This window comes from Intestinimonas sp. UBA1698, from assembly GCF_002320075.1.
Classification (GTDB): Bacteria; Bacillota; Clostridia; order Oscillospirales; family Oscillospiraceae; genus Intestinimonas; species Intestinimonas massiliensis.
The window spans coordinates 110487-135753 of the sequence record NZ_DCJO01000034.1 but is presented as its reverse complement, the minus strand read 5'-3'; the positions used below and the strand labels follow the sequence as shown (position 1 = coordinate 135753).

The 25267-nt window shown below is 57.4% G+C and carries 21 protein-coding genes and 1 tRNA gene; 15 read left to right on the top strand and 7 right to left on the bottom strand.

The features are described 5' to 3' along the window. The first annotated feature begins 120 nt into the window (after positions 1–120). A complete protein-coding gene (locus B3H64_RS08635; protein WP_242853751.1) occupies positions 121–1662 on the top strand; it encodes a putative polysaccharide biosynthesis protein in 1542 nt (513 codons plus the stop codon). 70 nt (positions 1663–1732) lie between these two features. Further along, positions 1733–2485: an SDR family NAD(P)-dependent oxidoreductase gene (locus B3H64_RS08630; protein ID WP_050618928.1), complete on the top strand. Its 753-nt coding sequence runs from the start codon at positions 1733–1735 to the stop codon at positions 2483–2485. A gap of 50 nt (positions 2486–2535) precedes the next feature. Here B3H64_RS08630 and B3H64_RS08625 read toward each other — a convergent pair whose 3' ends face one another. Continuing rightward, positions 2536–3378, bottom strand: a complete 843-nt coding sequence (locus tag B3H64_RS08625) for a pyridoxamine kinase (protein ID WP_286734462.1) — start codon at positions 3376–3378, stop codon at positions 2536–2538. A 201-nt stretch (positions 3379–3579) separates the two neighbouring features. On the opposite strand from B3H64_RS08625, the gene B3H64_RS08620 reads away from it, so the two are divergent. Together B3H64_RS08620 and B3H64_RS08615 are read left to right on the top strand one after the other, a co-directional pair. Beyond that, positions 3580–3664 (top strand) — tRNA-Leu (locus tag B3H64_RS08620). A gap of 335 nt (positions 3665–3999) precedes the next feature. After that, a complete protein-coding gene (locus tag B3H64_RS08615; protein WP_286734460.1) occupies positions 4000–5115 on the top strand; it encodes a hypothetical protein in 1116 nt (371 codons plus the stop codon). Positions 5116–5807: 692 nt separating this feature from the next. On the opposite strand, the gene B3H64_RS08610 is transcribed toward B3H64_RS08615, so the two are convergent. Continuing rightward, positions 5808–5975, bottom strand: a complete 168-nt coding sequence (locus tag B3H64_RS08610; RefSeq protein WP_154666690.1) for a hypothetical protein — start codon at positions 5973–5975, stop codon at positions 5808–5810. Between the two features lie 198 nt (positions 5976–6173). Between B3H64_RS08610 and B3H64_RS08605 the strand changes: the two genes are divergently transcribed. The 6 genes from B3H64_RS08605 (at position 6174) to B3H64_RS08580 (ending at position 12956) form a co-directional block, all read left to right on the top strand. Then, on the top strand, positions 6174–6848 hold the full coding sequence (locus tag B3H64_RS08605) for a response regulator transcription factor (protein ID WP_050618931.1): 675 nt from the start codon (positions 6174–6176) through the stop codon (positions 6846–6848). After that, on the top strand, positions 6845–8059 hold the full coding sequence (locus B3H64_RS08600; RefSeq protein ID WP_286734457.1) for a sensor histidine kinase: 1215 nt from the start codon (positions 6845–6847) through the stop codon (positions 8057–8059). Before B3H64_RS08605 ends, B3H64_RS08600 begins: the two co-directional genes overlap by 4 nt. A 170-nt stretch (positions 8060–8229) precedes the next feature. Continuing rightward, positions 8230–9225 (top strand): ABC transporter ATP-binding protein, encoded by a 996-nt coding sequence (locus B3H64_RS08595; RefSeq protein WP_286734454.1) that lies wholly within the window; start codon positions 8230–8232, stop codon positions 9223–9225. Then, a complete protein-coding gene (locus B3H64_RS08590) occupies positions 9222–10085 on the top strand; it encodes an ABC transporter permease (RefSeq protein ID WP_050618934.1) in 864 nt (287 codons plus the stop codon). The genes B3H64_RS08595 and B3H64_RS08590 overlap by 4 nt, the downstream gene beginning before the upstream one ends. Beyond that, positions 10085–11554 carry a GldG family protein gene (locus B3H64_RS08585; protein ID WP_286734452.1) on the top strand — a complete coding sequence of 490 codons (1470 nt, stop codon included), beginning with the start codon at positions 10085–10087 and terminating at the stop codon, positions 11552–11554. The genes B3H64_RS08590 and B3H64_RS08585 overlap by 1 nt, the downstream gene beginning before the upstream one ends. Beyond that, positions 11541–12956: a DUF4340 domain-containing protein gene (locus B3H64_RS08580; protein WP_286734451.1), complete on the top strand. Its 1416-nt coding sequence runs from the start codon at positions 11541–11543 to the stop codon at positions 12954–12956. Before B3H64_RS08585 ends, B3H64_RS08580 begins: the two co-directional genes overlap by 14 nt. Before the next feature lie 579 nt (positions 12957–13535). On the opposite strand, the gene B3H64_RS08575 is transcribed toward B3H64_RS08580, so the two are convergent. After that, positions 13536–14183: a Crp/Fnr family transcriptional regulator gene (locus B3H64_RS08575; RefSeq protein WP_050618937.1), complete on the bottom strand. Its 648-nt coding sequence runs from the start codon at positions 14181–14183 to the stop codon at positions 13536–13538. Positions 14184–14325: 142 nt separating this feature from the next. On the opposite strand from B3H64_RS08575, the gene hcp reads away from it, so the two are divergent. The 3 genes from hcp (at position 14326) to B3H64_RS08560 (ending at position 19277) form a co-directional block, all read left to right on the top strand. Beyond that, positions 14326–15897 (top strand): hydroxylamine reductase, encoded by a 1572-nt coding sequence (gene hcp, locus B3H64_RS08570; protein ID WP_286734448.1) that lies wholly within the window; start codon positions 14326–14328, stop codon positions 15895–15897. A gap of 236 nt (positions 15898–16133) precedes the next feature. Next, positions 16134–18044 carry an acyl-CoA dehydrogenase family protein gene (locus B3H64_RS08565; protein WP_094762497.1) on the top strand — a complete coding sequence of 637 codons (1911 nt, stop codon included), beginning with the start codon at positions 16134–16136 and terminating at the stop codon, positions 18042–18044. A gap of 21 nt (positions 18045–18065) precedes the next feature. After that, complete coding sequence (locus tag B3H64_RS08560) at positions 18066–19277, top strand: FprA family A-type flavoprotein (protein WP_050618939.1); 1212 nt, start codon at positions 18066–18068, stop codon at positions 19275–19277. Positions 19278–19354: 77 nt separating this feature from the next. Here B3H64_RS08560 and B3H64_RS08555 read toward each other — a convergent pair whose 3' ends face one another. The 4 genes from B3H64_RS08555 to B3H64_RS08540 form a co-directional block, all read right to left on the bottom strand. Further along, positions 19355–19489 carry a hypothetical protein gene (locus B3H64_RS08555; protein WP_256319010.1) on the bottom strand — a complete coding sequence of 45 codons (135 nt, stop codon included), beginning with the start codon at positions 19487–19489 and terminating at the stop codon, positions 19355–19357. 21 nt (positions 19490–19510) lie between these two features. Beyond that, positions 19511–19810 (bottom strand): hypothetical protein, encoded by a 300-nt coding sequence (locus B3H64_RS08550; protein WP_050618940.1) that lies wholly within the window; start codon positions 19808–19810, stop codon positions 19511–19513. Positions 19811–20136: 326 nt separating this feature from the next. Then, positions 20137–20553, bottom strand: a complete 417-nt coding sequence (locus B3H64_RS08545) for a MarR family winged helix-turn-helix transcriptional regulator (protein WP_050618941.1) — start codon at positions 20551–20553, stop codon at positions 20137–20139. Between the two features lie 315 nt (positions 20554–20868). Further along, positions 20869–21831, bottom strand: a complete 963-nt coding sequence (locus tag B3H64_RS08540; RefSeq protein WP_094762498.1) for a LysR family transcriptional regulator — start codon at positions 21829–21831, stop codon at positions 20869–20871. A gap of 370 nt (positions 21832–22201) precedes the next feature. Here B3H64_RS08540 and B3H64_RS08535 point away from each other — a divergent pair, with 370 nt between their 5' ends. Continuing rightward, on the top strand, positions 22202–23752 hold the full coding sequence (locus B3H64_RS08535; RefSeq protein ID WP_050619630.1) for an acyl CoA:acetate/3-ketoacid CoA transferase: 1551 nt from the start codon (positions 22202–22204) through the stop codon (positions 23750–23752). 77 nt (positions 23753–23829) lie between these two features. Continuing rightward, the gene (locus tag B3H64_RS08530) at positions 23830–25173 is read left to right on the top strand and encodes a GntP family permease (RefSeq protein WP_286734441.1); all 1344 of its coding nucleotides are present in this window, start codon (positions 23830–23832) and stop codon (positions 25171–25173) included. The last annotated feature ends 94 nt before the right edge of the window (positions 25174–25267 follow it).

Below are 25267 nucleotides of genomic sequence, written 5' to 3'. Positions count from 1 at the left end.
AGGTGGATTTACAGGGCTCTATGATACCACGTTTTCCCTGCCGTTGTAAAGCGTTAAAGTTGTCCCGCCACATGTTCATTGACCCCCTTGAATATACTCTGCCAGGAAGGGGGCGCTTTTTTGAAACTGAGCCGCACATCCATGCTTTACGGTACGCTGCTGTTGACGGCCACCGGACTTTTTTCCCAGCTTCTGGGTTTTATTTACCGTATCCTCCTCTCCCGCCTCATCGGTGCGGAGGTCATGGGCCTCTATCAGCTCGTTATGCCGGTCTATTCGGTGCTGCTGTCCGTAACCGCCGTGGGCCTGACGGCGGCGGTGTCCAGCCTCACCTCGGAATACCAGGCTCTGGGCAACCTCCGGGCCGCCGGACAGGTGCTCCGGCGGTGTCTGGCCGCCCTGTTCCTCCTGCTGGTCCTGCCCTGTCTGGCGGTGGTGCTGTTCTCCGACGCCATCTCCGTCTATCTGCTGGGCGACGCCCGGACCCGACTGGGGCTGGTGCTTCTTCTACCCTGCCTTCTCCTCACCGGGGTGGAAAACCTCCACAAGCACGCCTTCTACGGCTCGGGCCTGATCCGTCCTCCCGCATGCACGGAGATGCTGGAGCAGTTGGTGCGCACCGTGGCGGTGCTGGGGCTGCTGGTGCTCTTCCTCCCCCAGAGCCCCGAGCGGACCGTGGGGCTCATTGTGGCGGGCATGGTGATCTGCGAGGTCTTTTCCTCCTGCACCCTCACGCTCCTCCACCGGCGGTATACCCGCCGCCTGCCCCCGGACCGGGGCCGCGGCGAGTCCGGCCGGGTCCTGGACCGCCGCATCCTTCACATCGCCGTACCCATCGGCCTGACCGCCCTGCTGGGCAATCTGATGGGCTCGGTGTGCGCCATCCTCATTCCCCAGCGGCTGGTGGCCGGCGGGATGGAGGTCTCCGCCGCCATCTCCGCTTTCGGGGTCATGTTCGGCATGTCCCTGCCCCTGCTGAACCTGCCCACCGCCTTCATCGCCGCGCTGGGCCTGGTGCTGGTGCCCAAGCTGGCCGAGAGTGCCGCCCTGGGCCGGAGATCCGAGGTCCATCGCCGGGTCTCCAAGGCCATGCTGGGCACCTCGGTGCTCATGCTGCCCGCCATGGCCTTTCTGGTGGTGCTGGGGCCCACCTTGGGCGCCGTCCTGTTCCGCGAGAGCTCCGTGGGAAACTACCTGGCTCCCCTGTCGGTGGGGGTGGTGCTCTCCTGCTATCAGTCGGTGCTCTCCTGCTCCCTCAACGGCGTGGGCCGCCAGCCCGCCGCCGCCCGCAACGCCCTCATCAGCGGCGCGGTGGAGCTGGTCATCGTCTTTCTCACCGTGGGCATCCCGGGCGTGGGGCTGCGGGGCTATGTGTGGGCCTTTCTCATCAGCGCCCTGGTTGGGGTCGTGCTGGGCGCCGTCTCCCTCCGCCGGGCCACCGGCCTCCGGCTCCAGATCTTTCTCTGGATCACCGCCCCCGGCCTAGCCGCCCTGCTCATGGGCCTGTGCATCAATCTGCTCTTCCGGGTGCTGCTGGACCAGGGCTGCGACGGCCTGCCCGCCGCCTTGGTCTGTCTGGCCTTCGGCGCCGTGCTCTATCTGTCCGCCCTCTATGCCCAGGGCCTTCCCGTTTCCCAGCTCTTCCGCCTGCGCCGCTCCTGAAAAAATGCCGGGCTTTTGTCCGCTGCGGGGTCAAATGTGGTATACTACCCCTTGAAAAGGAGTGATCCCCATGAAAGCACTGATCACCGGTGCCAGCTCCGGCATTGGCCGGGACATGGCCCGCGGCCTGGCCCGGCGGGGCTATGATCTGATTCTGGTGGCCCGGCGCACCGAGCGGCTGGAGGAGCTGGGCCGTACCCTTCCCGTGCAGGTCCAGACCATCTCCCTGGATCTGGCCCAAAAGGGCAATTGCAGGGCTCTGTATGAGCAGGTGAAGGACCAGGACCTCGACATTCTGATCAACAACGCAGGTAGGGGGCTCTTCGGCCCCTTTGATGAGACCGACCTGGAGGAGGAGCTGGCGATGCTGGATATCAACATCCGGTGTACCCACATCCTCACCAAGCTGTTTCTGCCCGACTTCAAGCGCCGGAACAAGGGCCACATCCTGAACGTGGCCTCCTCGGCGGCCTTTCTGCCCGGCCCCCTGCTCTCCTCCTATTACGCCTCCAAGGCCTATGTCCTCCGGCTGTCCGAGGCCATCTCCGAGGAACTCCGCCGGGCTGGCAGTCAGGTGAAGATCAGCGTCCTCTGCCCCGGCCCCGTCCGCACGGAGTTCAACGACGTGGCCGGCGTGCGCTTCAGCATCCGCGGCCTGCCCAGCCCCTCTGTGGCGGAATACGCCATCGACCGGATGCTTCGGGGCCGGCTGGTCATCGTCCCCGGCCTGGACATGAAGCTGGCCCATCTGGGGGCTCATCTGGCCCCGGACCAGCTTCTGCTGCGGATCTGCTGGCACATGCAGAAGCGTAAGCAGGGCTGAATCGACGCAAGGGGGCGCGGCCATCCGACCGCGCCCCCTTGCGTTCTCCTTTACCGCAAAAGCTCCTTCAATTTTGGTTCAAACTGAACCCCTTCAATCAGGGGTGTCTCGGCGGCCAGTGTGCTGGAGGCGCAGGACTGCACGAACTCCACCGCCCGGTTGGTGGCGATGGGGAGCTGCTCTCCCCGCAGGATGGAGCCCAGCACCACCGAGGCGAAGAGATCTCCCGTGCCGGAAAACTGCCCCTTTTCCTGCCGGGCCACGGCAAAGCGGATCTTTCCGGTGCGGCAGTCCAGGCAGGCCGCCCCCACCGTGCTGGGCGCGAAGCTCACACCGGTGATCACCACCGAGCGCCGGCCATCCAGGGACAGCCGGGCCAGCCAGCTCTCCATGCCCGCCTGAGTGGTGGGCACGTTGGCGTAGTCCTCCTCCAGCAGGATGGCGGCCTCCGTGGCGTTGGGGGTGATGAGGTCGGCCTGCGCCGCGAGTTCCCCCATAAGCCGGCACATTTCCGGGGTGTAAGTACGGTAGACCTTGCCGTGGTCCCCCATAACGGGGTCCACCAACACCAGCGTATCCTCCCGGCGGAAGTCGTGGATAAACTGGCGCAGGACGGAGATCTGCCGGGCAGAGCCCAAAAAGCCGCTGTAGATGGCGTCAAAATCCATGCCCAGCTCCCGCCAGTGGCGCGTACCCTGCTCCATCTCCGGTGTCAGATCCAGAAACGAGGCGCTCTTCGCCGCCGGGAAGGCCGTATGGGCGGACAGCACTGCGGTGGGCAGGGGGCAGCACTGGATGCCCATGACGGATAAGACAGGCAGTATCACAGACAGCGAGCACCGGCCCAGTCCGGACAAGTCATGGACCGCTGCTACCCGTGGCGTTCGGTTCATAGGTGTTCCTCCCGACTGCGGCTTGCCGCGGTGCGGCGGGCCGCGATCATTGCTTGGTGGTGCCATTATACCAACTTCTGGCCCGTTGTGCAATTGACTTTTTTGACGGCAAATGCTAAAATAAAATTTATTGAGTGCATCTCGGTCTTTTCTGTCCCGAGCGGTTGTCTTGCTCTGTGCCGTTGTCGGCCGCTCATCCATGCGGGCATGATGGAATTGGTAGACATGCGAGATTTAGGTTCTCGTGCAGTGATGCGTTGGGGTTCGAGTCCCCATGCCCGCACCAAACATTGACGGGATCTTGTCAAAAATGACAGGCTCCCGTCAATGTTTTAATGTTTTATTTTTTTAGAAGCGGGCCCTATCTGTGCAAGCAAGGCGGGCACAGTTCCCGATAGGGGAGCCAGCAGGCAGCGGACAAATAAAGCAAATTCCTTTTCTGTGACGAATCTCCTGTTTTTGTATTTTTATAGCAAAAAACAGACCGTCTCAACCCGAAATTCAAAGTATTTTTGAGCTCGCAGGCCGCACAAATCTTTGCTAAAATACCATTGTAGTAAAGGGTGAATCGTCTGTTGTTGACCGATATTTCCAAAAGAAGAAAACGGAGATTATTAATATATGGAAACTATTAAAAGCAAGTATTTCCCAAGGGCGGTTGCGGTGGCGCTGGCACTTGCTCTTCTCACCGCCGGATGCGCTGGTCCGGAAACGGTTCCTGACGCGGAGATGAGTCCCTCCCAAATCGCCGCGCAGGAAGCGGAGCGCGCGCAGGCGGAAAAGGAGCGGCTTTCCATGCAGAAAGCCGCCGCGGAAGAATTGGAAGGATACCGCTGGCCCCGGGAATCCGTCTGGAAAACGATTATGGGGGAAGAGATGGAGTTTATCCTTTACCATGGGAACGGGTGGACAATTCATGTGCCTGCCGCCTGGGAGGAGACCAATGCCGGAACGTGGGACGCGCCTTCCCATTGCGCCAGTTTTTCCGTCAGCAAGCAGTTCTTGGGGGTGAATAACCCCAAATGGTATCGTGCGCAGCAGGGCGCATGGAAATACGAGACAAATTATGAGCCGCCTTTCGACTACTATTACGATGACGACGGAGGCTATACGCCTCCCGCCGGCAGCGCCGACTACATCTACTTTTTCGCCCCGGACGGTGAGAACCAAAGTTATGAGTTTACGCTTCAAACGGTGGTGGGCGAGACCAGCGAAGAAGAAAAGTGCCTTCAAGAAGCCATGCTCCTCAGTTTTCGCCTGGACGAAAGCTCTCATGTTTTGAACGCGGAGGCTTACACGCCGGGAAGGACGGAATGGGACGCCGCCGTGGCGGGGCTGATGGCGGATACACAGCAGCTTTGGTTCTCCTGGTATCACGACGGGACGCACATAGAGCCTGACGGGAAAGGGGATCCGGACTACGTCTCCTATGTCATGGCGCTGGAGGATTATTGCCCGGAGGAGTTTACAGAGACGTTTTTCGGGGAAAAGCCGGAGGGGGCGGAGACATTGGAGGGAGATCCGGTTACCCTTTGCCTGCCTGAAATGGGAATATGGCTGTACTTCTACAACAATTCTCCTTGGGTGCATATTTACCACGCCGGCGAGGAGTATTGGGCAAGATTCTGCCACAAGGACGATCCGGACAAGCTGATTTTCGACACGGTCCACGCCTGGCTGGAAGCGGAAAGCATGTGGGCGACCAGTCCGGCAGAGGCTTCGGAAAGCGGCGCTTGACAGCATGCGGCAGAGGGTTCCCCGCAAAGCGCCACCGTGGTGTCATACGGCTTGATATAGGGTGTGGTGGTGTTTGCTGTTTCGCTGTACCTGCAAGCAAGGTTGTCCGCCGCAGGGACGCCCCCCGATCTCTCGTTTTCTGACAGTATACGGCCACGGCCCCAGTTCCGCACCCGAGTCCAAACCAGATCTGCTGTGCTGGGTTCCGGTCTGGTTTTGCGCAGGGCTTTTCTTCTACATCTTTTTCGGCAAACATAGGCAAACAATGATAATCCGAACTTGCTTCCTATAGGATATAGGAGACGGGTTCGGATTATCTGTTTTCTTTGACCGTTATGAGAACACCTATTTTCCCAATGGAGTGAAGCGCAAGCCCACCTCCAAGCCAAGAGGGCCACGGAAAAAGAAGAAAACCATATAGACGCAAAAAAGGCAGGGCGTCATCCGAATGTGGTGACACCCCGCCTTTGCTATGTCCTTATTCCGTTTTGGCCTCCTGCTTCTCCGCTTCCCTTTGTTTCTTCCATTCAGCAAACTCCCGCTGGCCTTCCTCACTCTCATAAAAAGCGAGAATGTCCGGCAAGATGCAGCGGGCTATCGCCTCAATCTAGTGCTGGGGAATGTCGGTGCTGGTGTTGGTAATGATCTTTTTTCTTCTACCCAAATGTACCTCCGTGTTTCTCAAAGATGGCTTACAGTTCGATTGCGGTATTCGTAGAGATAGCTGCATCTGCTGTGGCCGTTTCTATTGTTTGCACTTCTGACGGGAAAACATCTGCCGTGGTGTCAGCGGAACTGGCGGTAAAAATCCCGGTCAGAAAAATGGCACACAAGATTATGCCAAGCAATACTCCGTTCAAAATGGGTTCCTCCTTTGTGGTGAAATGGATGTGTTGCTTACGATTGTCAGCATAACTCGAGGGACTGAACCATCTCTGAAACACTAACGCCAAGTTTTGTGAACGGTTTGTAAAACTTTCTTTTTCAGAGATGTTTCAGCCAACGGATGTACTATAATGTCGATAAAATACATCTTCTGACAAGCAAGGAGCATCCAAATGAAGATATTGATTATAGAAGACGATAAGTTGTTGGCCGAAGCCTTGCAGACTTTGTTGGAAATCAAAGGCTTTGATGTGGAAGTGGTCTATGATGGCGAGGACGGCACGGAATACGCCGAAACCGGCATTTACGACTTACTCATCATGGATGTGATGATGCCCAAACTCAATGGGTATCAGGTTGCAAGGCAGGTGCGTCATCGCCGTGTCACAACGCCTATCCTGATGCTGACCGCCAAAAGTGAAACGCAGGATCGTATTGAAGGATTAAACGCCGGAGCGGACTATTACCTAACCAAGCCTTTTGACAACATGGAGCTGCTGGCCTGCATCAATGCCCTCCTGCGCCGCAAAGGAGATCAGGTGGACATGCTCCGATACGGAAATACCACGCTGGATCTGACTGGATATATGCTCAGTACAGAGAAAAACAGTATCCGCCTTTCTAAGAAGGAATTTGATGTGATGCGCCGCCTGATGCAGTTCCAAAGCCGCAGCATCCGCAAGGACGTATTGCTGACACAGGTGTGGGGATATGAGTCCAACGCCACAGAAAACAATGTAGAGGCCTATGTGGGATTCCTGCGAAAGAAACTGAAAAGCATTGGCTCGAATTTGAAGATCGAGTCCATCCGGTTGTTGGGGTATCATCTGGAGGTGACGGAGACATGATTAAACGGCTGCGCATCAAATTCGTCTGTATCAATATGACCATTGTGACTATTATGCTCTGTGTGATTTTTGGCCTCGTTCTCCACTTTACCAGCGTTAGCATGGAAAAAGAGAGTATTGAAATGATGCAGTCCGTGGCGCTTGATCCGCTTCAACTCGGCATTCCCGGCAAAGGCGCTTCCGGCGTTCGGCTACCATATTTCGCGCTCCAGCTTGGCCCCGGCGGAGAGTTGCTGGCCTCCGGCGGCGGATATTACGATCTGACTGACCGGGCCTTGCTGAATGAACTGATCTCCCTGTCCTCTGTGCAGAAAACCGGAGTATTGTCCGACTATGGTCTGCGCTATGTCCGGGTGGTAACACCCACCATGCAGTGCATTGTGTTTGCGGATATGTCCAGCGAAATCAACACAATTAACAATCTGTTGCAAAATTGCCTGCTTATCGGCGCAGCCAGCTTTATCATCTTTTTGATGATCAGCATCCTGCTGGCACGTTGGGCGGTGAAGCCAGTGGCGGTGGCATGGGAGCAGCAGCGTCAGTTCGTGGCCAACGCATCCCATGAACTGAAAACACCTCTAACCGTGATCCTCAGCAACGCTCAGATGCTGGCAGAAAACGTCGAAGATCCGGAACTGCGGAAACGAATGACAGCAAGTATTTTGACGGTTTCGCAGCAGATGAAAGATCTGGTCACCAAGCTGCTCAACTCTGCGCAGGTGGATCAGGGTATCGGCGCCATGCAGTTTTCTGCCGTTGATCTAAGCCATACGGTTACCAATGCCCTCCTGCCCTTTGCTCCTATTTTCTATGAGCAGGGGATGGAACTGGACAGCGTGGTTCAGGATGACATTTGGGTTCAGGGAAGCCAACCGCATCTGATTCAAGTTGTGAATATTCTACTGGACAACGCACAGAAATACGGCGTCGAACACGGCCATACTCGCGTGACACTGCGGCAGCAAGGTAAAAAGAGCTGTCTGCTGACAGTGGCAAACGAGGGCAAGGCCTTGTCCGGCCAAGAACTGAAAAACATTTTCAAGCGGTTCTACCGGGCCGACGCCGCCCGGGAGCGGACGGGCAGCTACGGCCTGGGCCTCTCCATAGCAGAGGGTATCGTACAGGCCCACCGGGGCAAGATCTGGGCGGAGAGCAAAGATGGCGTCAATACTTTCTTGATTCAATTGCCAACTACATCAGTAAAACCATAAAAAGTGGGAGCGGGCTGAATGAGTGCAGTCCGCATCCACTTTTTGTTTCGGGCCAATGAAAATTTCAGAGATGGCTCAGTTTCGGATGTTACAATGAATCAATCAGTGCTTCGTCTGACTTTCAAACGAGAAATTACTCGGACAGCAAATCAGCATGAAGGAGGTCCATTATGATATCAGTTGAACACTTGACAAAATGTTATGGTGATTTCACGGCTGTGGACGACCTATCTTTTGAGATCGGAGAGGGCCACGTCTATGGCTTCCTGGGCCCCAATGGCGCAGGTAAGTCCACCACCATGAACATCATGACAGGCTGCCTGTCGGCAACGGCGGGCCATGTGCGGATTGATGGATACGACATCTTCGATGAACCGGACAAGGCCAAGAAGCTGATCGGCTATCTGCCGGAGCATCCCCCGCTGTATATGAATGAGACGCCCTTGGAGTATCTCACCTTTGTGGGTGAGGCCAAGGGGCTGCGGGGCGAGGAGCTGAACCGGCAGATCGACACGGTCATCGGTCTGACCAAGATCGAACATATGAAGCACCGCCGTATCTCCGCCCTCTCCAAGGGGTACCAACAGCGCGTGGGCATCGCCCAGGCGCTGTTGGGTAATCCCAAGGTCATTATTCTGGACGAGCCCACCGTAGGCCTCGACCCCATTCAAATCATTGAGATCCGTGACCTTATCAAGGAGCTGGGCAAGACCCATACCGTTATCTTCAGTTCCCACATTCTCTCCGAGGTGCAGGCCATCTGTGACCAGATCCTGATGATCGCTCATGGCAAGCTGGTAGCCTTTGATGACCCGCAGAAGCTGGAAAAGACGCTGCTCTCGTCCAACGAGATCACCTTAACCACTGATGCGACAGAGGACGAACTGCGCGAGATCCTCAGCAGCGTGGACCATATCACCGAGGTAACCACGGGAATCGTGGCGGAAAAGTGGACGGTCGCCCGTATTAAGACCGACCACAACAACATTTACGATCTGTCCCGTGATGTGTTTCTGGCCTTTACGAAGAGCAAAAATGTGATCTTGGAGATGAGCCTGAAAAAGGGTACACTGGAGGACATTTTCATTGAGCTGTCCGAGGTGGAGCCTGATACGCAGGTTGCCACTCATGATGAGACACACGAAAGCGAGGTGGAGGAAGCATGATTGCAGTATTGAAACACGAGTTGCGGACCTACTTTCGCTCCCTGACCGCCTATGTGTTCGGCGCCTTTTTGCTGCTTTTCATCGGCATCGGTTCCGTTCTCTATAACCTGCAGGCGGCAGTCAGTAACTTCGAGTTTGTTCTGGGCTTTAGCTGTCTGGTTTTCGTGGTCATTGTCCCCATTCTGACCATGCGCGTCATTGCGGAAGAACGTAAGCAAAAAACCGACCAACTGCTCTACTCTCTGCCCATCACTACCACGCAAGTCGTTCTGGGCAAGTATCTGGCCCTGCTGGTCGTATATTTGATCCCGCTGGCCATCATTAGCCTGTACCCTCTGATCTTCTCCCAGTACGGCGATGTGTACCTGTTGACCGCCTACGGCTCTATTCTGGCCTTTTTCATTCTGGGGGCGGCACTCATCGCTCTGGGCGTGTTCATCTCCTCTCTGACGGAGAATCAGGGATTTGCCGCCGGAATCGGCATTGCAGTGATCCTGCTGAACTATTACAGTGTCAGCCTGTCTCAATCCGTATCTTCCACCGCCTTCGGCAGCTTGGTTGCCCTTGCGGCTCTGATCGTTGCCCTGGGCTTTATCATCAAGCATCTGACTAAAAACAATCCAATGGTATGGACTATCTGCATTGCCCTGTACGCTGCTATGCTGATCGCCTATTGGGTGGACCACACCAAATTTGAAGGGCTGCTGCCCATCATCATGACCACCCTTTCCCTCTTTGAGCGGTTCTATGTATTTGTAAACGGCGTCTTTGACGTGACGGGTATTGTATATTACCTGACCATTATTGTCTTCTTCCTGTTCCTGTCCGTCCAGTCCCTGGAGAAACGGAGGTACAATTGATGAATCAACTGAAAAACCTCCTATCCTCCGGAAACAGCGAGCGAAACCGTCAAGCAACGAAAGGCGGCTCGTACTCTCTGGCTGTCACCGCCGTAGTGCTGGCCATCCTGGTAGTCGTCAATATCTTTGTGTCCGCCCTTCCCACCCATCTGACCAGATACGATATCAGTTCCTCTCAGCTCTATTCCATTACCAGCAATACCAAGGCGGTGGTCAACGCCCTGGAGCAGGATGTGAGCATCTATTGGATCGTCCAGTCCGGCGCAGAGGATCCGGTCATCGAAAATCTGCTGGGCAAATACCAGAGCCTGTCCGACCACATTGCAGTGGTGAAAAAGAATCCAGACGTGTATCCCGCCTTTGCCGAGCAGTACACCGATGAGGTGGTCCAGAACAACAGCCTGGTCGTAGAGTGCGGTGACAAGCATCGCTATATCGGCATTGATGACATCTATCTGGGTGAAATCAACATTTACTCCGGCACCTACAATGCCTCTGACTTCGACGGTGAAGGTGCTATTACTTCCGCCATTGACTATGTGACCAGCGAGGAATACCCCCAGGTCTATATTCTGGAGGGTCATGGTGAGGCGGAGCTGCCCGCGTCTTTTGCCGAGCAGATTGAAAAGGAAAACATGGAGACCAACACATTGTCCCTGCTGACGGTAGATGAGATCCCCGAGGAGGCCGACTGTATCGTGATCTATGCCCCTGAAAGCGATCTCTCCGTGGAAGAAAAAGACATGCTGGCTGACTATGTGGCAGACGGCGGCAAACTGCTGGTGATGGCAGGCGCTGTGAAGGAAGGGATTCTGGAAAACCTGTACAGCCTGCTGGGTGATTACGGCGTTACCGCCAATGAGGGCATCGTAGTGGATAATGACCGGAAACACTATGCGTTCGGCGTCCCTTATGTGTTGATGCCTGATATGGCCAGTAGCCACATCACCGATCCTCTGATCGAAGAAAACTATTACGCTATCATGCCCATTTCCCTGGGCCTGACCGTGGATGGAAGCACCAGTAAGGGAACTGTTACGCAACTGCTTACGACCTCGTACAATTCTTTCAGCAAATCTTTCAGCAAACTGGCCGGAGATAGCTTTTCCACCTATGAGCGGGAGGAGGGTGACATTGAAGGTCCCTTCTCCGTGGCCGTTTCCATTGATGATAACAGCGGTGGCCAGATTCACTGGTTCACCTCGGACGAATTTCTGAACGAAAGGTATAATGCCTATTCCTCCGGTGCCAACATGGACATGGCTATAAACGCCCTGTCAGACCTGATCGGCGAGAGCGAGGCCATGGCCATCCGCAGCAAATCCCTCAATTACAACTATCTGACCATCAGCGATTCCACCTCCTCCTTGCTGAAGGTCCTGATGATCGGTGTGTTCCCGCTGACCTATCTGGGTGTGGGCATCTGCGTCATTCTAAATCGAAAGAAGGTGCAACATGAAACGGTCTAAACGGCTTTACGCGATGCTGGGCATTCTGGTGGTTGCCTGCATCGCCACCTTTGCGGTGACCCAGACGAAAGAAGAAAGGGAACAGATCAAAGCCACCGGCGAGATCGTGCTGCAAGTTTCCAGCGATGATGTCCAATCCCTGAGTTGGGAGTACGGAGAGACCTCTTTGGCCTTCCATAAGGACGAGACCTGGCTCTATGATGAAGATGAGGCATTCCCGGTGGATGAGAATACCATCCACGAAATGCTGGAGCAATTCGAATCTTTTGGCGTGTCCTTCGTCATTGAACAAGTCACCGATTACGGCATGTACGGTCTGGACGATCCTGTGTGCACCATCCATTTTGCCACGGAGGATCAGTCCTATGAGATTGAATTGGGCGATTTTAGCAACATGGACGAGGAACGCTATGTTTCCATTGGGGACGGCAACGTGTATCTGGCAAAAGTTGACCCGCTGGATCAGTTTGATGCCACGCTGAAGGACATGATCAAGCATGACGAAGACCTGGCCTATGACCAGGTGACCCAGATCAAGTTTGAGGGTGCGGAAAACTACACCATCTTTTATGAAGAGGAAAGCGCCGCCACCTATTGCGCGGACGATGTTTACTTCACCGAGAAGGACGGGGAAATTCTGCCCCTTGACACCGATCGGGTCGATAACTGGCTGGAATCCCTTACCACCCTTAATCCTACCGATTATGTGACTTACCATGTCACGGAGGAGGAACTGGAGTCCTACAATCTGGTCGAGCCTGAATTGACCGTCACGGTGGACTACACCAACGAGGATGAGGGTGGAAAGGAGAGCTCCGATACCTTTGTGCTGTCCATCAGCCGCAACCCCGAAGAACTGGCTGCCGCTGAGGAGGCCAAGGCGAATGGCGAAGAAGCAGAGGATGTCACCGCCTATGTCCGTATCGGTGAGTCCCAAATCGTTTATAAGGTCTCCGAGTACAACAGCAACCGCCTGAGAGCCGTTTCCTACAACGAGCTGCGCCACCGCGAGGTTCTGCCTGCTGACTTTGAGGACATCTACCAGATCGACGTTACTCTGGAGGGTTCTGACTACACCATCGCCGTGGACGGCGAGAAGGATGATGAGCGCATCTGGAAGTATCAGGAGGATGAGGTTGCGATCGACGCCCTCCAGGATGCTCTGGAAACTCTGGATGCGGAATATTCCAGTGACTTCCTCTCCGACGACCCCACTGGGAAAGAGGAGATCCGCCTGACTGTCCATCTGGACAACGAGAATCACCCCAAGGTGGACATTGAGCTGTATCGCCATGACGGCGAGGACTGCCTTGCCGTGGTGGACGGCGAGACCTTCGCATTAGTACCTCGCAGTGATGTGGTAGATCTGATCGAAGCAGTCAATGCTATCGTTCTGAACTAAGAACCTGTATTCACAAAAGGCGAGCCAGGCAGTAAGGTTTCCATCCTTTTCGACCATACACCGCTTCTACGGCGGACCCGTCTGAGCGGGCTGTGGGAGAAGACCCTGCGGCATCTGGTGAAAATATCCCGGGAGCGAGCCGGGCGTAAAGCGGAGCCGAGCGATGCGCTCCTTGATTCCCTGAACGTCAAAGTGACCGGTGTGGCAAAGGAACGCGGGATAGACGGTGGAAAAAGCGAAGGGCAGGAAGCGGCACATCCTCAGCCGCTTGTGAATACAGGTTCCAAACTAAGGCATCACCGCACAATTCCCCACACACGTCTTGGCGGCCAATTTGCCCCACAAATGCGTTGCAATACCTTGCAATACACAAAGTATTCCTGCGGTTTTGCGCCTTTTTGAGGCACAAATTCTCGCGCCAATCCGCACGCGTTGAATTATGCGGTAATACCCTAACAAAAAATCCACGAGCGATCCGTTTGATCACTCGTGGATTTTTGTTTGTCCCGTACCAGCGTTATACCCATGGTTCACAAATTGTACCTATGAGAAGTAACACTACGGTTACAGGGGTTTTTTCTATGGCGTTGCCAGCAGTTGGAAGTGGTTTTTGTGGAACGCCAGAATCCCCTCATCCCGCATCCGACACAGCTCGGCGGAAAGGCCGCTCCGTTCCACCGAGAGGTAGTCGGCCAGTTGCTGCCGGGAATAGGGAATGTCAAATTCCGCATCGCCGCACCGCTGCGCCTCCGCCGACAGATAGGACAGCAGCTTTTCCCGGGTGGTGCGCTGCCCCATGTGGGTGAGCTTCTCCGTAAAGCGCAGGTTCTTTCCGGCCAGGTCAGAGAGCAGGTTGCGGATCATACGGCTGTGGTGGGCGCAGGTGGTGGGACACATGGTTAGGATGCGCCGGACGTTCAGGAAGAGCACGGTGCAGGGAGCCTCGGCTGCCACTGCGATGTTGAGCACCGCGCCGGGCGAACAGGCAAAGGCCTCGGCAAACAACTGCCCCGGTCCGATGCGCGCCATAATGTTGCGGCTCCCCCAAAAGCTCTCCTGGGTCACCAGAGCCCCGCCGGCCAGGAGCAGCCCGACGGACTCCACCGTATCGCCCACCCGGAGCAGATACGCCCCCTTGGGATAGCGCTCCACCCGGGCGTCCAGGCATCCGAGAATGGCCCGGATCTCCTCCTCCTCCATCCCGGCAAAGAGGGGCGAGGTCCTCATAATCGGTAAAAAGAGCTCCAAAAAATCATCTCCGTTGAAAAATCAACCGACTGGTTGCAATTAATATACTATAATACAGCCAGAAACACAAGAGATCGGATTTCAATCCCTCTGCATCTCAAGATTAAAGGAGTGTATTTCAATGACAAATGAAATGTTTTGCTTCCAGTGTGAACAGACGGCCGGGTGCGCAGGCTGCACCGGCCGGGCAGGCGTCTGCGGCAAGACCGCTGCCGTCGCCAACGCCCAGGATGACCTCACCCGGGCACTGATCGGCCTGTCCCTGGACCTGGCCGGCCAGACTCCCAGCGACGAGCAGCGGCGCGTTATGCTGGAAGGCCTGTTTACCACCGTGACCAATGTCAGCTTCGACGGGGTGAGCGTAGCGACCCTGACCAGCCGGGTCAACGCCCTGCGCACCGGGGCCTCCGGGACGGACTGCGCCGCCTCCGGCGAGCCCCTGCGGCTGTGGACGGAGGATGAGGACGTCCGCTCCCTCAAATCCCTCATCCTCTTCGGACTGCGCGGTATGGCGGCCTATGCCTACCATGCGCGGATGCTGGGCTACCTGGACGAGCAGGTGGACGCCTTCTTTTTTGAGGGCCTGCGGGCCGTGGGCGACCGGGAGGCCGGCATGGAGGAGTTGCTGCCCGTGGTCATGAAGGTGGGAGAGATCAACCTGAAGTGCATGGCCCTGCTGGACCGGGCCAACACCGGGAGCTACGGCATCCCCACGCCCACCACGGTGCCTCTGACCGTGGAGAAGGGCCCCTTTATCGTGGTGACCGGCCACGATCTGAAGGACCTGGAGCTGCTTTTGGAGCAGACACGGGACAAAGGGATCCATGTCTATACCCACGGCGAGATGCTGCCCGCTCACGCCTACCCGAGGCTGCACGCTTACCCCCATCTGAAGGGTAACTTCGGCACCGCGTGGCAGAACCAGCAGAAGGAATTTGCTGACCTGCCCGCCCCCATCCTGTTTACCACCAACTGCCTGATGCCCCCCAAGCCCAGCTACGCCGACCGGGTCTTTACCACGGAGGTGGTGGCCTTCCCCGATGTCGTCCATATCGGGGAGGACAAGGACTTCACTCCGGTCATCGAAAAGGCGCTGGCCCTGGGCGGTTATCCCACGGACCAGGTGTTTACCGGCATCAACGGCGGCACCCAGGTGGTCACCGGCTTCAGCCACGGCGCGATCCTCTCCCTGGCCGACCAGGTAGTGGAGGCCGTGAAAAGCGGCGCCATCCGGCACTTTTTCCTGGTAGCGGGCTGCGACGGGGCCAAGCCCGGGCGCAACTACTACACCGACTTCGTCCGCCAGACGCCCCCCGACACGGTGGTGCTGACCCTGGCCTGCGGCAAATACCGCTTCAACGATCTGGACCTGGGCTCCATCGGCGGGTTGCCCCGCCTCATGGACATGGGCCAGTGCAACGACGCCTACGGCGCCATTCAGGTAGCGGTGGCCCTGGCCGACGCCTTTGGCTGCGGCGTCAACGACCTGCCGCTGTCCTACGTGCTCTCCTGGTATGAGCAGAAGGCTGTCTGTATCCTGCTGACCCTGCTGCACCTGGGCATCCGCAACATCCGCCTAGGCCCCTCCCTCCCCGCCTTCCTCTCTCCCAACGTGCTCAACTACCTGGTGGAGCAGTTCGGTATCGCCCCCATCACCACGCCGGAGGCCGACCTGAACACCCTGCTGAGCTGACCTTTGCACATACATCCGTCCATCAAAAGAGGGCGGCCTCATCGGAGGCCGCCCTCTTCTTCCGTTTGACCGCACGAAAATTTTTCCAAAAGTAGTTGACAGTTAAATTCCCCTATGTTAATATGAAAACAGGAAAAATAATGATTCTTATTATTAATTATCTGTAAACCCCGGTCTCTCCTCCGCCTGCACCTGTCCTTCCCTTCCACCCATCTTATATCAAAGGAGGCAATCACATGTTTTTCAAGACCACAGACGCGCATGAGGCCCTGCGGGCCAAGGTCCGGCAGTTTGCGGAAAACGAGGTCAAGCCCATCGCTTTCCTGCTGGACCAGCAGAACGAGTTCCCGGATGAGGCCGTGAAGAAGCTGGCCGAGCTGGGGCTCATGGGCATCCCCTACCCCAAGGAATACGGCGGAGCCGGCCTGGACGTGCTGAGCTACGCCATCGCCGTGGAGGAGCTTTCCCGGGTGGACGGCGGCACCGGCGTCATTCTGTCCGCCCACGTGTCCCTGGGTTCCTGGCCCATCTTTGCCTACGGCACCGAGGAGCAGAAGCAGAAATACCTGGTGCCCTTGGTCAAGGGCGAGAAGATCGGCGCCTTTGGCCTCACCGAGCCCAACGCCGGCTCCGACGCCGGCGGCACCGAGACCACCGCCGTCCTCAAGGGGGATCACTACGTCCTCAACGGCGGCAAGATCTTCATCACCAACGCCCCCAAGGCGGACACCTATGTGGTTTTTGCCGTCACCACGCCGGACATCGGCACCCGGGGCATCTCGGCCTTCATCGTGGAAAAGGGCTGGAAGGGCTTCGAATTCGGTGACCACTACGACAAGATGGGCATCCGCTCTTCCTCCACCGCCGAGCTCATCTTCAACGACGTGAAGGTACCCCGAGAGAACCTGCTGGGCAAGGAGGGCGACGGCTTCAAGATCGCCATGTCCACCCTGGACGGCGGCCGCATCGGCATCGCCTCCCAGGCGCTGGGGATCGCACAGGGCGCCTATGAAAACGCCCTGGAGTACGCCCGGGAGCGCATCCAGTTTGGCAAGCCCGTGGGTTTCCAGCAGGCCATCTCCTTCAAGCTGGCTGACATGGCCACCAAGCTGCGCTGCGCCCGGATGCTGGTCTACTCCGCCGCCGAGCTGAAGGAACACCATGAGAGCTACGCCATGGAGGCCGCCATGGCCAAGATGTACGCCTCCGACATCGCCTTGGAGGTCACCAACGACGCCATGCAGATCTACGGCGGCGCGGGCTTCATGAAGGGAATGGATGTGGAGCGGGCCTACCGCGACGCCAAGATCACCACCATCTACGAGGGCACCAACGAGATCCAGCGGGTGGTCATCGCCTCCCATATCCTGGGCAAGCCCCCCAAGAGCGAGGGCGGCTCCTCCAGCCGCCCCAAGAAGCCCGCCCCCGTCACCGGGGTGCGCAAGAAGCTGATCCTCCGGGACGGCACCCCCGCCGAGCAGGTGGCCGCTCTGGTGGAGCACCTGAAAAAGGACGGCCACGACTTTGCCGTGGGCATCCCCCTGGACACCCCCATCCCTCAGGCGGAGCGGGTGGTCTCCGCGGGCAAGGGCATCGGCGAGAAGAAGAACATGAAGCTTGTTGAGGCCCTGGCCAAGGCCGCCGGCGCCGCAGTGGGCTCCTCCCGCCCGGTGGCCGAGACCCTCAAATACGTCCCCCTGGACCGCTATGTGGGCATGTCCGGCCAGAAATTTACCGGGAACCTCTACATCGCCTGCGGCATCTCCGGCGCCATCCAGCACCTGAAGGGCATCCGGGACGCCTCCACCATCGTGGCTGTCAACAAGAATGCCGGCGCCCCCATCTTCAAGAACTGCGACTACGGCATCGTGGGGGATGTGAACGAAATCCTGCCGCTGCTCACCGCCGCGCTGGACTGCGGCGAGAAGCAGCCCGCGCCCCCCATGGTCAAGATGAAGCGGCCCCAGCCCCCCAAGCCCGAGCCCATCGGCAAGCGGTACGTCTGCGGCGGCTGCGGCTATGAGTACATCCCCGAGCTGGGCGACGAGGACGCCGAGATCGCCCCCGGCACCCTGTTCGAAAAGCTGCCCGAGGACTGGGTCTGTCCCGAGTGCGCCGAGGGCAAAGATCAGTTCATCGAAGCGTAACGTCTGGAAGGAGGAAGAATTATGCATTGCGTGAGAACCGTCACCGACCACCTCTACTGGGTGGGCGCCAACGACCATCGTCTCCACCTGTTTGAGAACATCCACCCCATTCCCCGGGGAGTCTCCTACAACGCCTATCTCCTGCTGGATGAGAAGAGCGTCCTCTTCGACACGGTGGACTGGTCCGCCTGCCGCCAGCTTCTGGAGAACATCGCCTATCTGCTGGACGGCAAGCCCCTGGACTATTTGGTCATCAACCACATGGAGCCCGACCACGGCGCCTCCATCGAGGAGATCCTCCTGCGCTATCCCCAGGTGAAGATCATCTCCACCGAAAAGGCCTTCCTGCTCATGCGGCAGTTCGGCTTCCATGTGGACGGCCACGAGTGCATCGAGGTGAAGGAGGGCGACACCTACACCTTCGGCGCTCACACCGTCACCTTTGTGGCCGCTCCCATGGTCCACTGGCCCGAAGCCATGGTCACCTTTGACGTGACCAACGGCGCCCTCTTCTCCGCCGACGCCTTCGGTTCCTTCATTGCTCTGGACGGCAAGCTCTTTGCCGACGAGGTCAACTTTGACCGGGACTGGATCGACGAGGCGAGAAGGTATCTCACCAACATCGTGGGCAAGTACGGCCCCCACATCCAGCTTCTGCTGAAAAAGGCCGGCGGCATCCTGGACCAGATCAAATTTATCTGTCCCCTCCATGGCCCTGTGTGGCGAAAGGATTTTCTGTACTTCATCGACAAGTACGACAAGTGGAGCCGCTATGAGCCCGAGGTCCAGGGCGTAATGCTGGCCTACGCCTCTATGTACGGCAACACCGAGGCCGCCGCCCAGGCCCTGGCCGCCAAGCTGTGCGAGCGCGGCGTCACCGACGTGGCCCTGTACGACGTATCCAACACCCATGTGTCCTACCTCATCTCCGAGGCCTTCAAATACAGCCACATCGTCCTGGCTTCGGTGACCTACAATCTGGGCATCTATCCCGTCATGCACAACCTGCTGATGGACATGAAGGCCCTGAACCTGCAAAACCGCACCTTTGCCCTCATTGAAAACGGCTCCTGGGCCTGCAAGTCCGGCGACCTGATGCAGAAGTTCATCGACGAGGAGCTGAAGAACATGACCGTCCTCAACGAACGGCTCACTCTGGCCTCTTCTCTCCACGAGAGCAAGGCCGCCGAGCTGGACGCCCTGGCCGACGCCATCGTGGAGTCCATGAAATAACCCCTTTCATGTCGCTCCATTCCACAAAGCGGAAGGGGCCGGATGCACACGCATCCGGCCCCTTCCATTGTCCCCACTCAGCCCAGCAGGCCGGTGAGCTCCTCATATTCCTCCCGGGTCAGCTTGTCCGCGGCGAAGAAGACATCCAGCTTCTCCCCCAGGCCCTGGGTCTGGCCCCGTTCCATGAGGCGCTTTAACGTCCGATACAGCATCTCTCGTCCTCCCCTCTTCTCTTATTCTGCCGTAAGCCCCAGCTCCAGCAGCGTCAGCCGGTACTCGTGGTCCACCAGCAGGGCGTCGGCGTCCTCCTGCGGCGTGGGCGCATCCAGCTCCTCCGGCCGCCGGACGGCCGTGAGGGCGGTCAGAACGCCGTCCTCCAGCGTCAGCTCACAGGAGCCGCCGCAGGCGAACGCCTGCTCCGCCAGGTGCTCGGGCACCTCTGCCCACCCCTCTCCCATCCAGTTGGATGTGCGGTGAGACTGCCGCTCTACCGGATGGACGCCGTTGACCGGCTCCAGCTTGATGATGGTCATCGTTCTCCCCTCCCGCCCCTGCCGGGCCGGACGGAGGAATGGGACGGACACGTACACCTCCGGTCCAAAAGAAGCAACAAAGGGCCCGCCGGACGGCGGGCCCTTTGCGTTTGGAAAGAGAGAGAGGAGGAGTGAGAGGTGTAATTGAATGTATATATGAACACAGCACACTGTGTTGCATCCGGCTTTGCGCTTCTGTTCTGTTGTGATTACAGGATACCACACCCGCCGGGGAAAAGATTGGATAGACTTTGAACGAGTTGTAAAAAACCTGTGAATAAAATGGCTGATGCAAAAACGCCCGCCGGCTTGCCGGCGGGCATCCATCAGATTTTTTCCGCGATCTGCTTCAGACAGCGGGTGAGGGTAGCGGCTTCCTCCCGGGAGAAGTCCCGCAGCACCTCCTCGTTCAGCTCCTGGATGATCTGCAGCACCGGCTCTTCCAGCGCGGCGCCCATGGGGGTGATGACCACCTGCACGCAGCGGCGGTCATTGGGGTCCACCACCCGGTCAATCAGCCCCTTCTTCTGCATCCGGTCCAGCACACCGGAGATCGTGGAGGTCTCTAATCCGAGGATCTGCGCCATCTCCTTGGGGTTCACGGCCTCCTTGCGCCAAAGGCAGTTGAGCACACCATACTGACCCGGCGTGATGCCGTAGGGCGCCAGCTTGGAGGACAAAAGCTGAAACACCTGATGCTGCGCCGTTGTCAGCAAATAATTGATACACTCTCTGATATCCATGCAATACCGCCTTCCAACGCTCGGCTCCGGTCCGGACCACCCGTGCCGGCCTCTCTCCTGATCCATGTGTAAACGATAAAAGCGGCGCCCGGTCCCCGCAGGCCCTGCAGGCCGGCGGGCATAGGCCCGTCGGCACGGTGCGGGCCGATGGCTGAATCGGTGATTGTCTCCCTGTCCGGTGCCGCGCTCTGGTCTTTGGGGGAAAAGTGGCGGCCGGAGTCAGGCCCGGGCTTGGGCAGCCACAAGTCGTCCTCTCACAAAATATTTTTGCACGAGAACTTCTCTAGGGTATAATACCCTTTCTTCCCCTTTTTGTCAATCGCAAACACCGGAAAAAATGTTCTGCCCCTCCCGCGGCGCGGGCGTTCCGACAACAGGGACTGCGGCCTTCTGGAGGGCGGCAAAGTAGTCGCAGATGAACTCCCGGAGCTTGTTGGAGGCATAGGATTGGTAGCACTCCTTGCGGTGAATGACGGCAATTTCCCAAGGAAGACTCTGTTCAAGCGAAAGCACGGCCAATTCATCGGTGCGGTATCTCTGAATCACAGGGCCCGGCATGACTGCCACGCAGTCGCTGGAGGCCAGCAGTTCCGCTGTGAAGTGCGGCATCAAACTTTTATAGGCTACATGTGGATAGAAATTATGTTCTTCGCACAAATGGATGAATTGGTCATGCAGCGTGGCTGTGTCACCAAATGTAATAAACCGCTCTTCTTTTAGTTCCCGAATATGGACCTGGCCGCAGCCGGCCAGCCGGTGTCCCTTGCCCACCATCAGCCGGACCTGATCCCGTACCACCACCGTGGTCTCGAATTGGGAGGAATGCTCGACAGGCAGCATAACCATTCCCAAATCCGCCTGGTTGGACAGTACGGCTTTTACGACTAGCTTAGAGCCCTCCTCCACAATATTAATGTCAATACCGGGAAATTTATTTCGAAACTGCGCCAGCAGCGGAGCAAAATACATATCCAGCAGCACCCCCGGCGTGCTCAGGCGTACCTCGCCGCTGCGAACCGATCTGACATCGTCAATGGTCCGGTATAAATCATTGTAGCGCAATAGCAGGTCCTGGGCCTGAAGGTAGAACGCCTCCCCCACGTCAGTCAGCCGGAAGCTCTTGCTAGTCCGCTCAATCAGCTTAGCATCCAGCTCCTCTTCCAATTGTTTGATCACCCGGGTCAGCATGGGCTGGGTAATATAAAGCTGCTCTGCGGCCCGAGTAAAGCTCTTGTTTCGGGCAATTTCCACGAAATACCTTAGATGATGAATTTCCACGGAAAACCTCCTATCGTAACCGAACCAACGTGCTTCTTCCCCTAAAATGTATTGTATAAGAAAAGCTTTCACTTGACGAGCAACAAAACGACCAAAATTATTTTGCATTTTTTTGAGCTTTATCCAAAACCATAACCTGGATGCATCGTCCCATACACCTCAGTAATAATTATGTGATTTATGCACAATTATTTTTGAATGCTTTTTGTATTTTTGTATTATCTATTATTTTCAGTTATGGACTGCCATACAAAAGGGCATTTTACAAAATTACGCTTTCCCGTGTATGCTTTAACCGTCAATCTCCCCCTCAGGTTTCTTCCAATATCGAAACGCACCTAGGCAAAACCCAGGAGAAAGGATGATGCACATGGTAAAAACGATGACGGCCACCGAAGCAGTCCATACTTATATGAAAGACGGCCATACTTTGGCCTTTGCGGGGTTCGTTGGCGCCGTACACGCAGAGGAGATCAGTAAGGCCATTCAGGAATCCTACCTCAGCAGCGGACACCCCAAGGACCTGACCCTTCTCTACGCGGCTGGTCAAGGCGACGGCAAGGAGCGGCAGCTCAATCACCTGGGGGAGGAGGGTCTCGTCACAAAGGTAATCGGCGGTCATTGGGGACTTCAGCCCCGGCTTCAGAAGCTTGCGTTGGAAAATAAATTGGCCGCCTACAACCTTCCGCAAGGCGTTATTTCTCAAATGTTCCGGGATATCGCCGCCGGTAAGCCCGGCGTAATCACGCATGTTGGCCTCAAGACATTTGTAGACCCCCGGCTGGAGGGCGGCAAGCTGAATGACAAAGCCCGTGAGGCTGGCGACATCGTAGAGGTCGTGCACCTCCGCGGCGAAGAAAAGTTATTTTATCACTCTCACCCCATTGACGTGGCCGTCATCCGTGCCACCTATGCCGATACGAAGGGCAACTGCACCCTTCAGCGAGAGGGCGTAATCGGTGAGGCGCTGTCCATCGCGCAGGCTGCCAAGAACTCCGGCGGCAAGGTCATCGTCCAGGTGGAGCAAGTGGTGGATTACGGCAGTATTGACACCCGTCTCATTAAGATTCCCGGTATCTATGTCGACGCCATCGTAGTAGCCGCAGCCGAAAACCACATGCAGACCAATGGCTCGTTCTATAACCCGGCCTACAGCGGGGAAATCCGTGTACCCGTTGATTCACTGCCGCCCCTGCCCATGGGTGAGCGCAAGATCATCGCCCGCCGGGCCGCCATGGAGCTGGTCCCCCACGCCGTGACCAATCTGGGCATCGGAATGCCGGAAGGCGTGGCGGCGGTGGCCGCCGAGGAGGGGCTGGAGGGCATGGTCCTCACCACCGAGGCCGGAACCATCGGGGGCATTCCCGCTGGGGGCGGAGACTTCGGCGTCACCACCAATCCTGACTGCGTGCTAGATGAACCCTATCAATTTGATTTCTACGACGGAGGCGGCCTGGACGTGGCCTTCCTGGGTCTGGCCCAAATGGACGCGCAGGGCAATGTCAACGTCAGCAAATTCGGCCCCAAAATTGCCGGATGCGGCGGCTTTATCAATATCACGCAAAACGCCAAAAAGGTTGTCTACTGCGGCACCTTCACGGCCGGCGGCCTGAAGGTGGGTGTGGAGGACGGCAGGCTGCTCATTCATCAGGAGGGCAAGGTAAAGAAGCTGATCCCTGCTGTGGAGCAGATCACCTTTTCTGGCCAGTACGCCGTAGAGAAGGGCCAGCCGGTACTTTACATCACCGAGCGGGCGGTCTTTGAACTGACCTGGGAGGGCGTGGTGCTCAAGGAAATCGCCCCCGGCGTGGACCTGCGGCGGGACATCCTGGAGCAGATGGATTTTGAGCCCATTGTAAATTATGTGGAGCTCATGGATGAGCGTATCTTCCGGGATGCGCCCATGGGGCTGACCTTCTAAACTGGCAAACCGGAGAGAGTACCCGCGTAGCCGCCAGGGGGCCTGCGCGGGAATAAAGAAATAGGAGGAACGTACTTATGGCATTATCTCTGTTTGGTATTATTTTGGGCTTGGTCCTGCTGATGTTCCTGGCCTATAAGGGCTGTTCCATCATCTGGGTAGCCCCTGTCTGCGCCGTGGTGGTGGCCGTTCTGGGCGGTTACAGCATTCTGGACGCCTATATCGGCGACTATATGGCCGGCATGGCCAACTATGTGCTTCAGTGGTTCCCCGCCTTCTTCCTGGGCGCGGTCTACGGTAAGCTGATGGACATGACCGGCTCCGCCCGGAGCCTGGCCGACGCCATTGTACGGCTCATCGGGCCCAAGTTCGCCGTGGCCGCCGTTGTCATTCCCTGCCTGCTGATGACCTATGGTGGCATCTCTCTGTTCGTGGTGGTCTTTGTTATCTATCCCATGGGCTACGCCATCTATCGGGCCGCCGATCTGCCCCGCACCCTGCTGCCCGGCGCCATCGCTACCGGCGCCTTCGGCATCACCATGACCGCCGTCCCCGGTACGCCCCAGATTCAGAACATGATCCCCACTACTTACTATGGCACCACCCCCATGGCCGCTCCGCTGATGTCCATCGTGGCCTGCATCGTGATGTTCGTTCCCGCCTACATATATCTGGAGTGGCGGGTCCGCCAGTGCCGGAAGAAGGGGCTCCACTTTACGCCCGACCCCAAGCACGTGGAGGTGGACCACAGCGCCAAGAGCCTGCCCTCCTGGCATTGGCTGGCCGGTATCGTTCCTCTGATCGTCGTGGTCCTCATGCTCAACCTGTTCCCCAAGCTTCTGCTGAACGCCACCGGCATTAATCTGGCCTCCAACTACTCCATCGTGATCGCCCTGGTCTGCGGCATCATCATTTGTTGCCTGATGAACCTGAATCAGGTCAAAACGCTCATCCCCGCCATCAATGATGGCGCCAACGGCTCCATGGGCGCCATCATGAACACCGCCTGCGCCGTGGGCTTCGGCTCGGTGGTCAAGGTCATGTCGGGCTTTGAACTGCTCAAAAACGCCATGCTGAATATGCCCGGCTCCATTCTCTTTTCCGAGGCCGTAGCTGTCAACGTGCTGGCCGGCGCTACCGGCTCCGCCTCCGGCGGCATGTCCATCGCTCTGGAGGCCCTGGCCCCCCGCTATCTGGAGATCGCCCATTCCATCGGCCTAAACCCGGAGCTTCTGCACCGCATCGCTTCCATCTCCTCCGGCGGTCTGGACACCCTGCCCCACAACGGCGCGGTCCTGACCCTGCTGGCCGTGTCCAACTGCACCCACAAGGATTCCTATATCGACATCTGTGTCACCACCTGTATTATCCCGGTGATCGGTTCTCTTCTGCTGGCCCTGGTCTGGGGCGTGTTCCTGTAAGCCCGTCCGGGACCATAAAGTTCCCCCTTGCTTGGCTGGGCGGACCAACTCCCCGGTCCGCCCGCCACATATCAATGTATCTTCTCTTTTTATA

Excerpts from the sequence above, each read along its gene's own strand:
- B3H64_RS08605 (WP_050618931.1), top strand. The coding sequence starts at position 6,174 with ATGAAGATATTGATTATAGAAGACGATAAGTTGTTGGCCGAAGCCTTG.
- B3H64_RS08595 (WP_286734454.1), top strand. The coding sequence starts at position 8,230 with ATGATATCAGTTGAACACTTGACAAAATGTTATGGTGATTTCACGGCT.
- B3H64_RS08560 (WP_050618939.1), top strand. The coding sequence starts at position 18,066 with ATGCATTGCGTGAGAACCGTCACCGACCACCTCTACTGGGTGGGCGCC.
- B3H64_RS08625 (WP_286734462.1), bottom strand. The coding sequence starts at position 3,378 with ATGAACCGAACGCCACGGGTAGCAGCGGTCCATGACTTGTCCGGACTG.
- B3H64_RS08565 (WP_094762497.1), top strand. The coding sequence starts at position 16,134 with ATGTTTTTCAAGACCACAGACGCGCATGAGGCCCTGCGGGCCAAGGTC.
- B3H64_RS08530 (WP_286734441.1), top strand. The coding sequence starts at position 23,830 with ATGGCATTATCTCTGTTTGGTATTATTTTGGGCTTGGTCCTGCTGATG.
- B3H64_RS08590 (WP_050618934.1), top strand. The coding sequence starts at position 9,222 with ATGATTGCAGTATTGAAACACGAGTTGCGGACCTACTTTCGCTCCCTG.
- B3H64_RS08535 (WP_050619630.1), top strand. The coding sequence starts at position 22,202 with ATGGTAAAAACGATGACGGCCACCGAAGCAGTCCATACTTATATGAAA.
- B3H64_RS08630 (WP_050618928.1), top strand. The coding sequence starts at position 1,733 with ATGAAAGCACTGATCACCGGTGCCAGCTCCGGCATTGGCCGGGACATG.
- hcp (WP_286734448.1), top strand. The coding sequence starts at position 14,326 with ATGACAAATGAAATGTTTTGCTTCCAGTGTGAACAGACGGCCGGGTGC.
- B3H64_RS08585 (WP_286734452.1), top strand. The coding sequence starts at position 10,085 with ATGAATCAACTGAAAAACCTCCTATCCTCCGGAAACAGCGAGCGAAAC.
- B3H64_RS08545 (WP_050618941.1), bottom strand. The coding sequence starts at position 20,553 with ATGGATATCAGAGAGTGTATCAATTATTTGCTGACAACGGCGCAGCAT.
- B3H64_RS08615 (WP_286734460.1), top strand. The coding sequence starts at position 4,000 with ATGGAAACTATTAAAAGCAAGTATTTCCCAAGGGCGGTTGCGGTGGCG.
- B3H64_RS08550 (WP_050618940.1), bottom strand. The coding sequence starts at position 19,810 with ATGACCATCATCAAGCTGGAGCCGGTCAACGGCGTCCATCCGGTAGAG.
- B3H64_RS08600 (WP_286734457.1), top strand. The coding sequence starts at position 6,845 with ATGATTAAACGGCTGCGCATCAAATTCGTCTGTATCAATATGACCATT.
- B3H64_RS08555 (WP_256319010.1), bottom strand. The coding sequence starts at position 19,489 with ATGCTGTATCGGACGTTAAAGCGCCTCATGGAACGGGGCCAGACCCAG.
- B3H64_RS08575 (WP_050618937.1), bottom strand. The coding sequence starts at position 14,183 with ATGAGGACCTCGCCCCTCTTTGCCGGGATGGAGGAGGAGGAGATCCGG.
- B3H64_RS08580 (WP_286734451.1), top strand. The coding sequence starts at position 11,541 with ATGAAACGGTCTAAACGGCTTTACGCGATGCTGGGCATTCTGGTGGTT.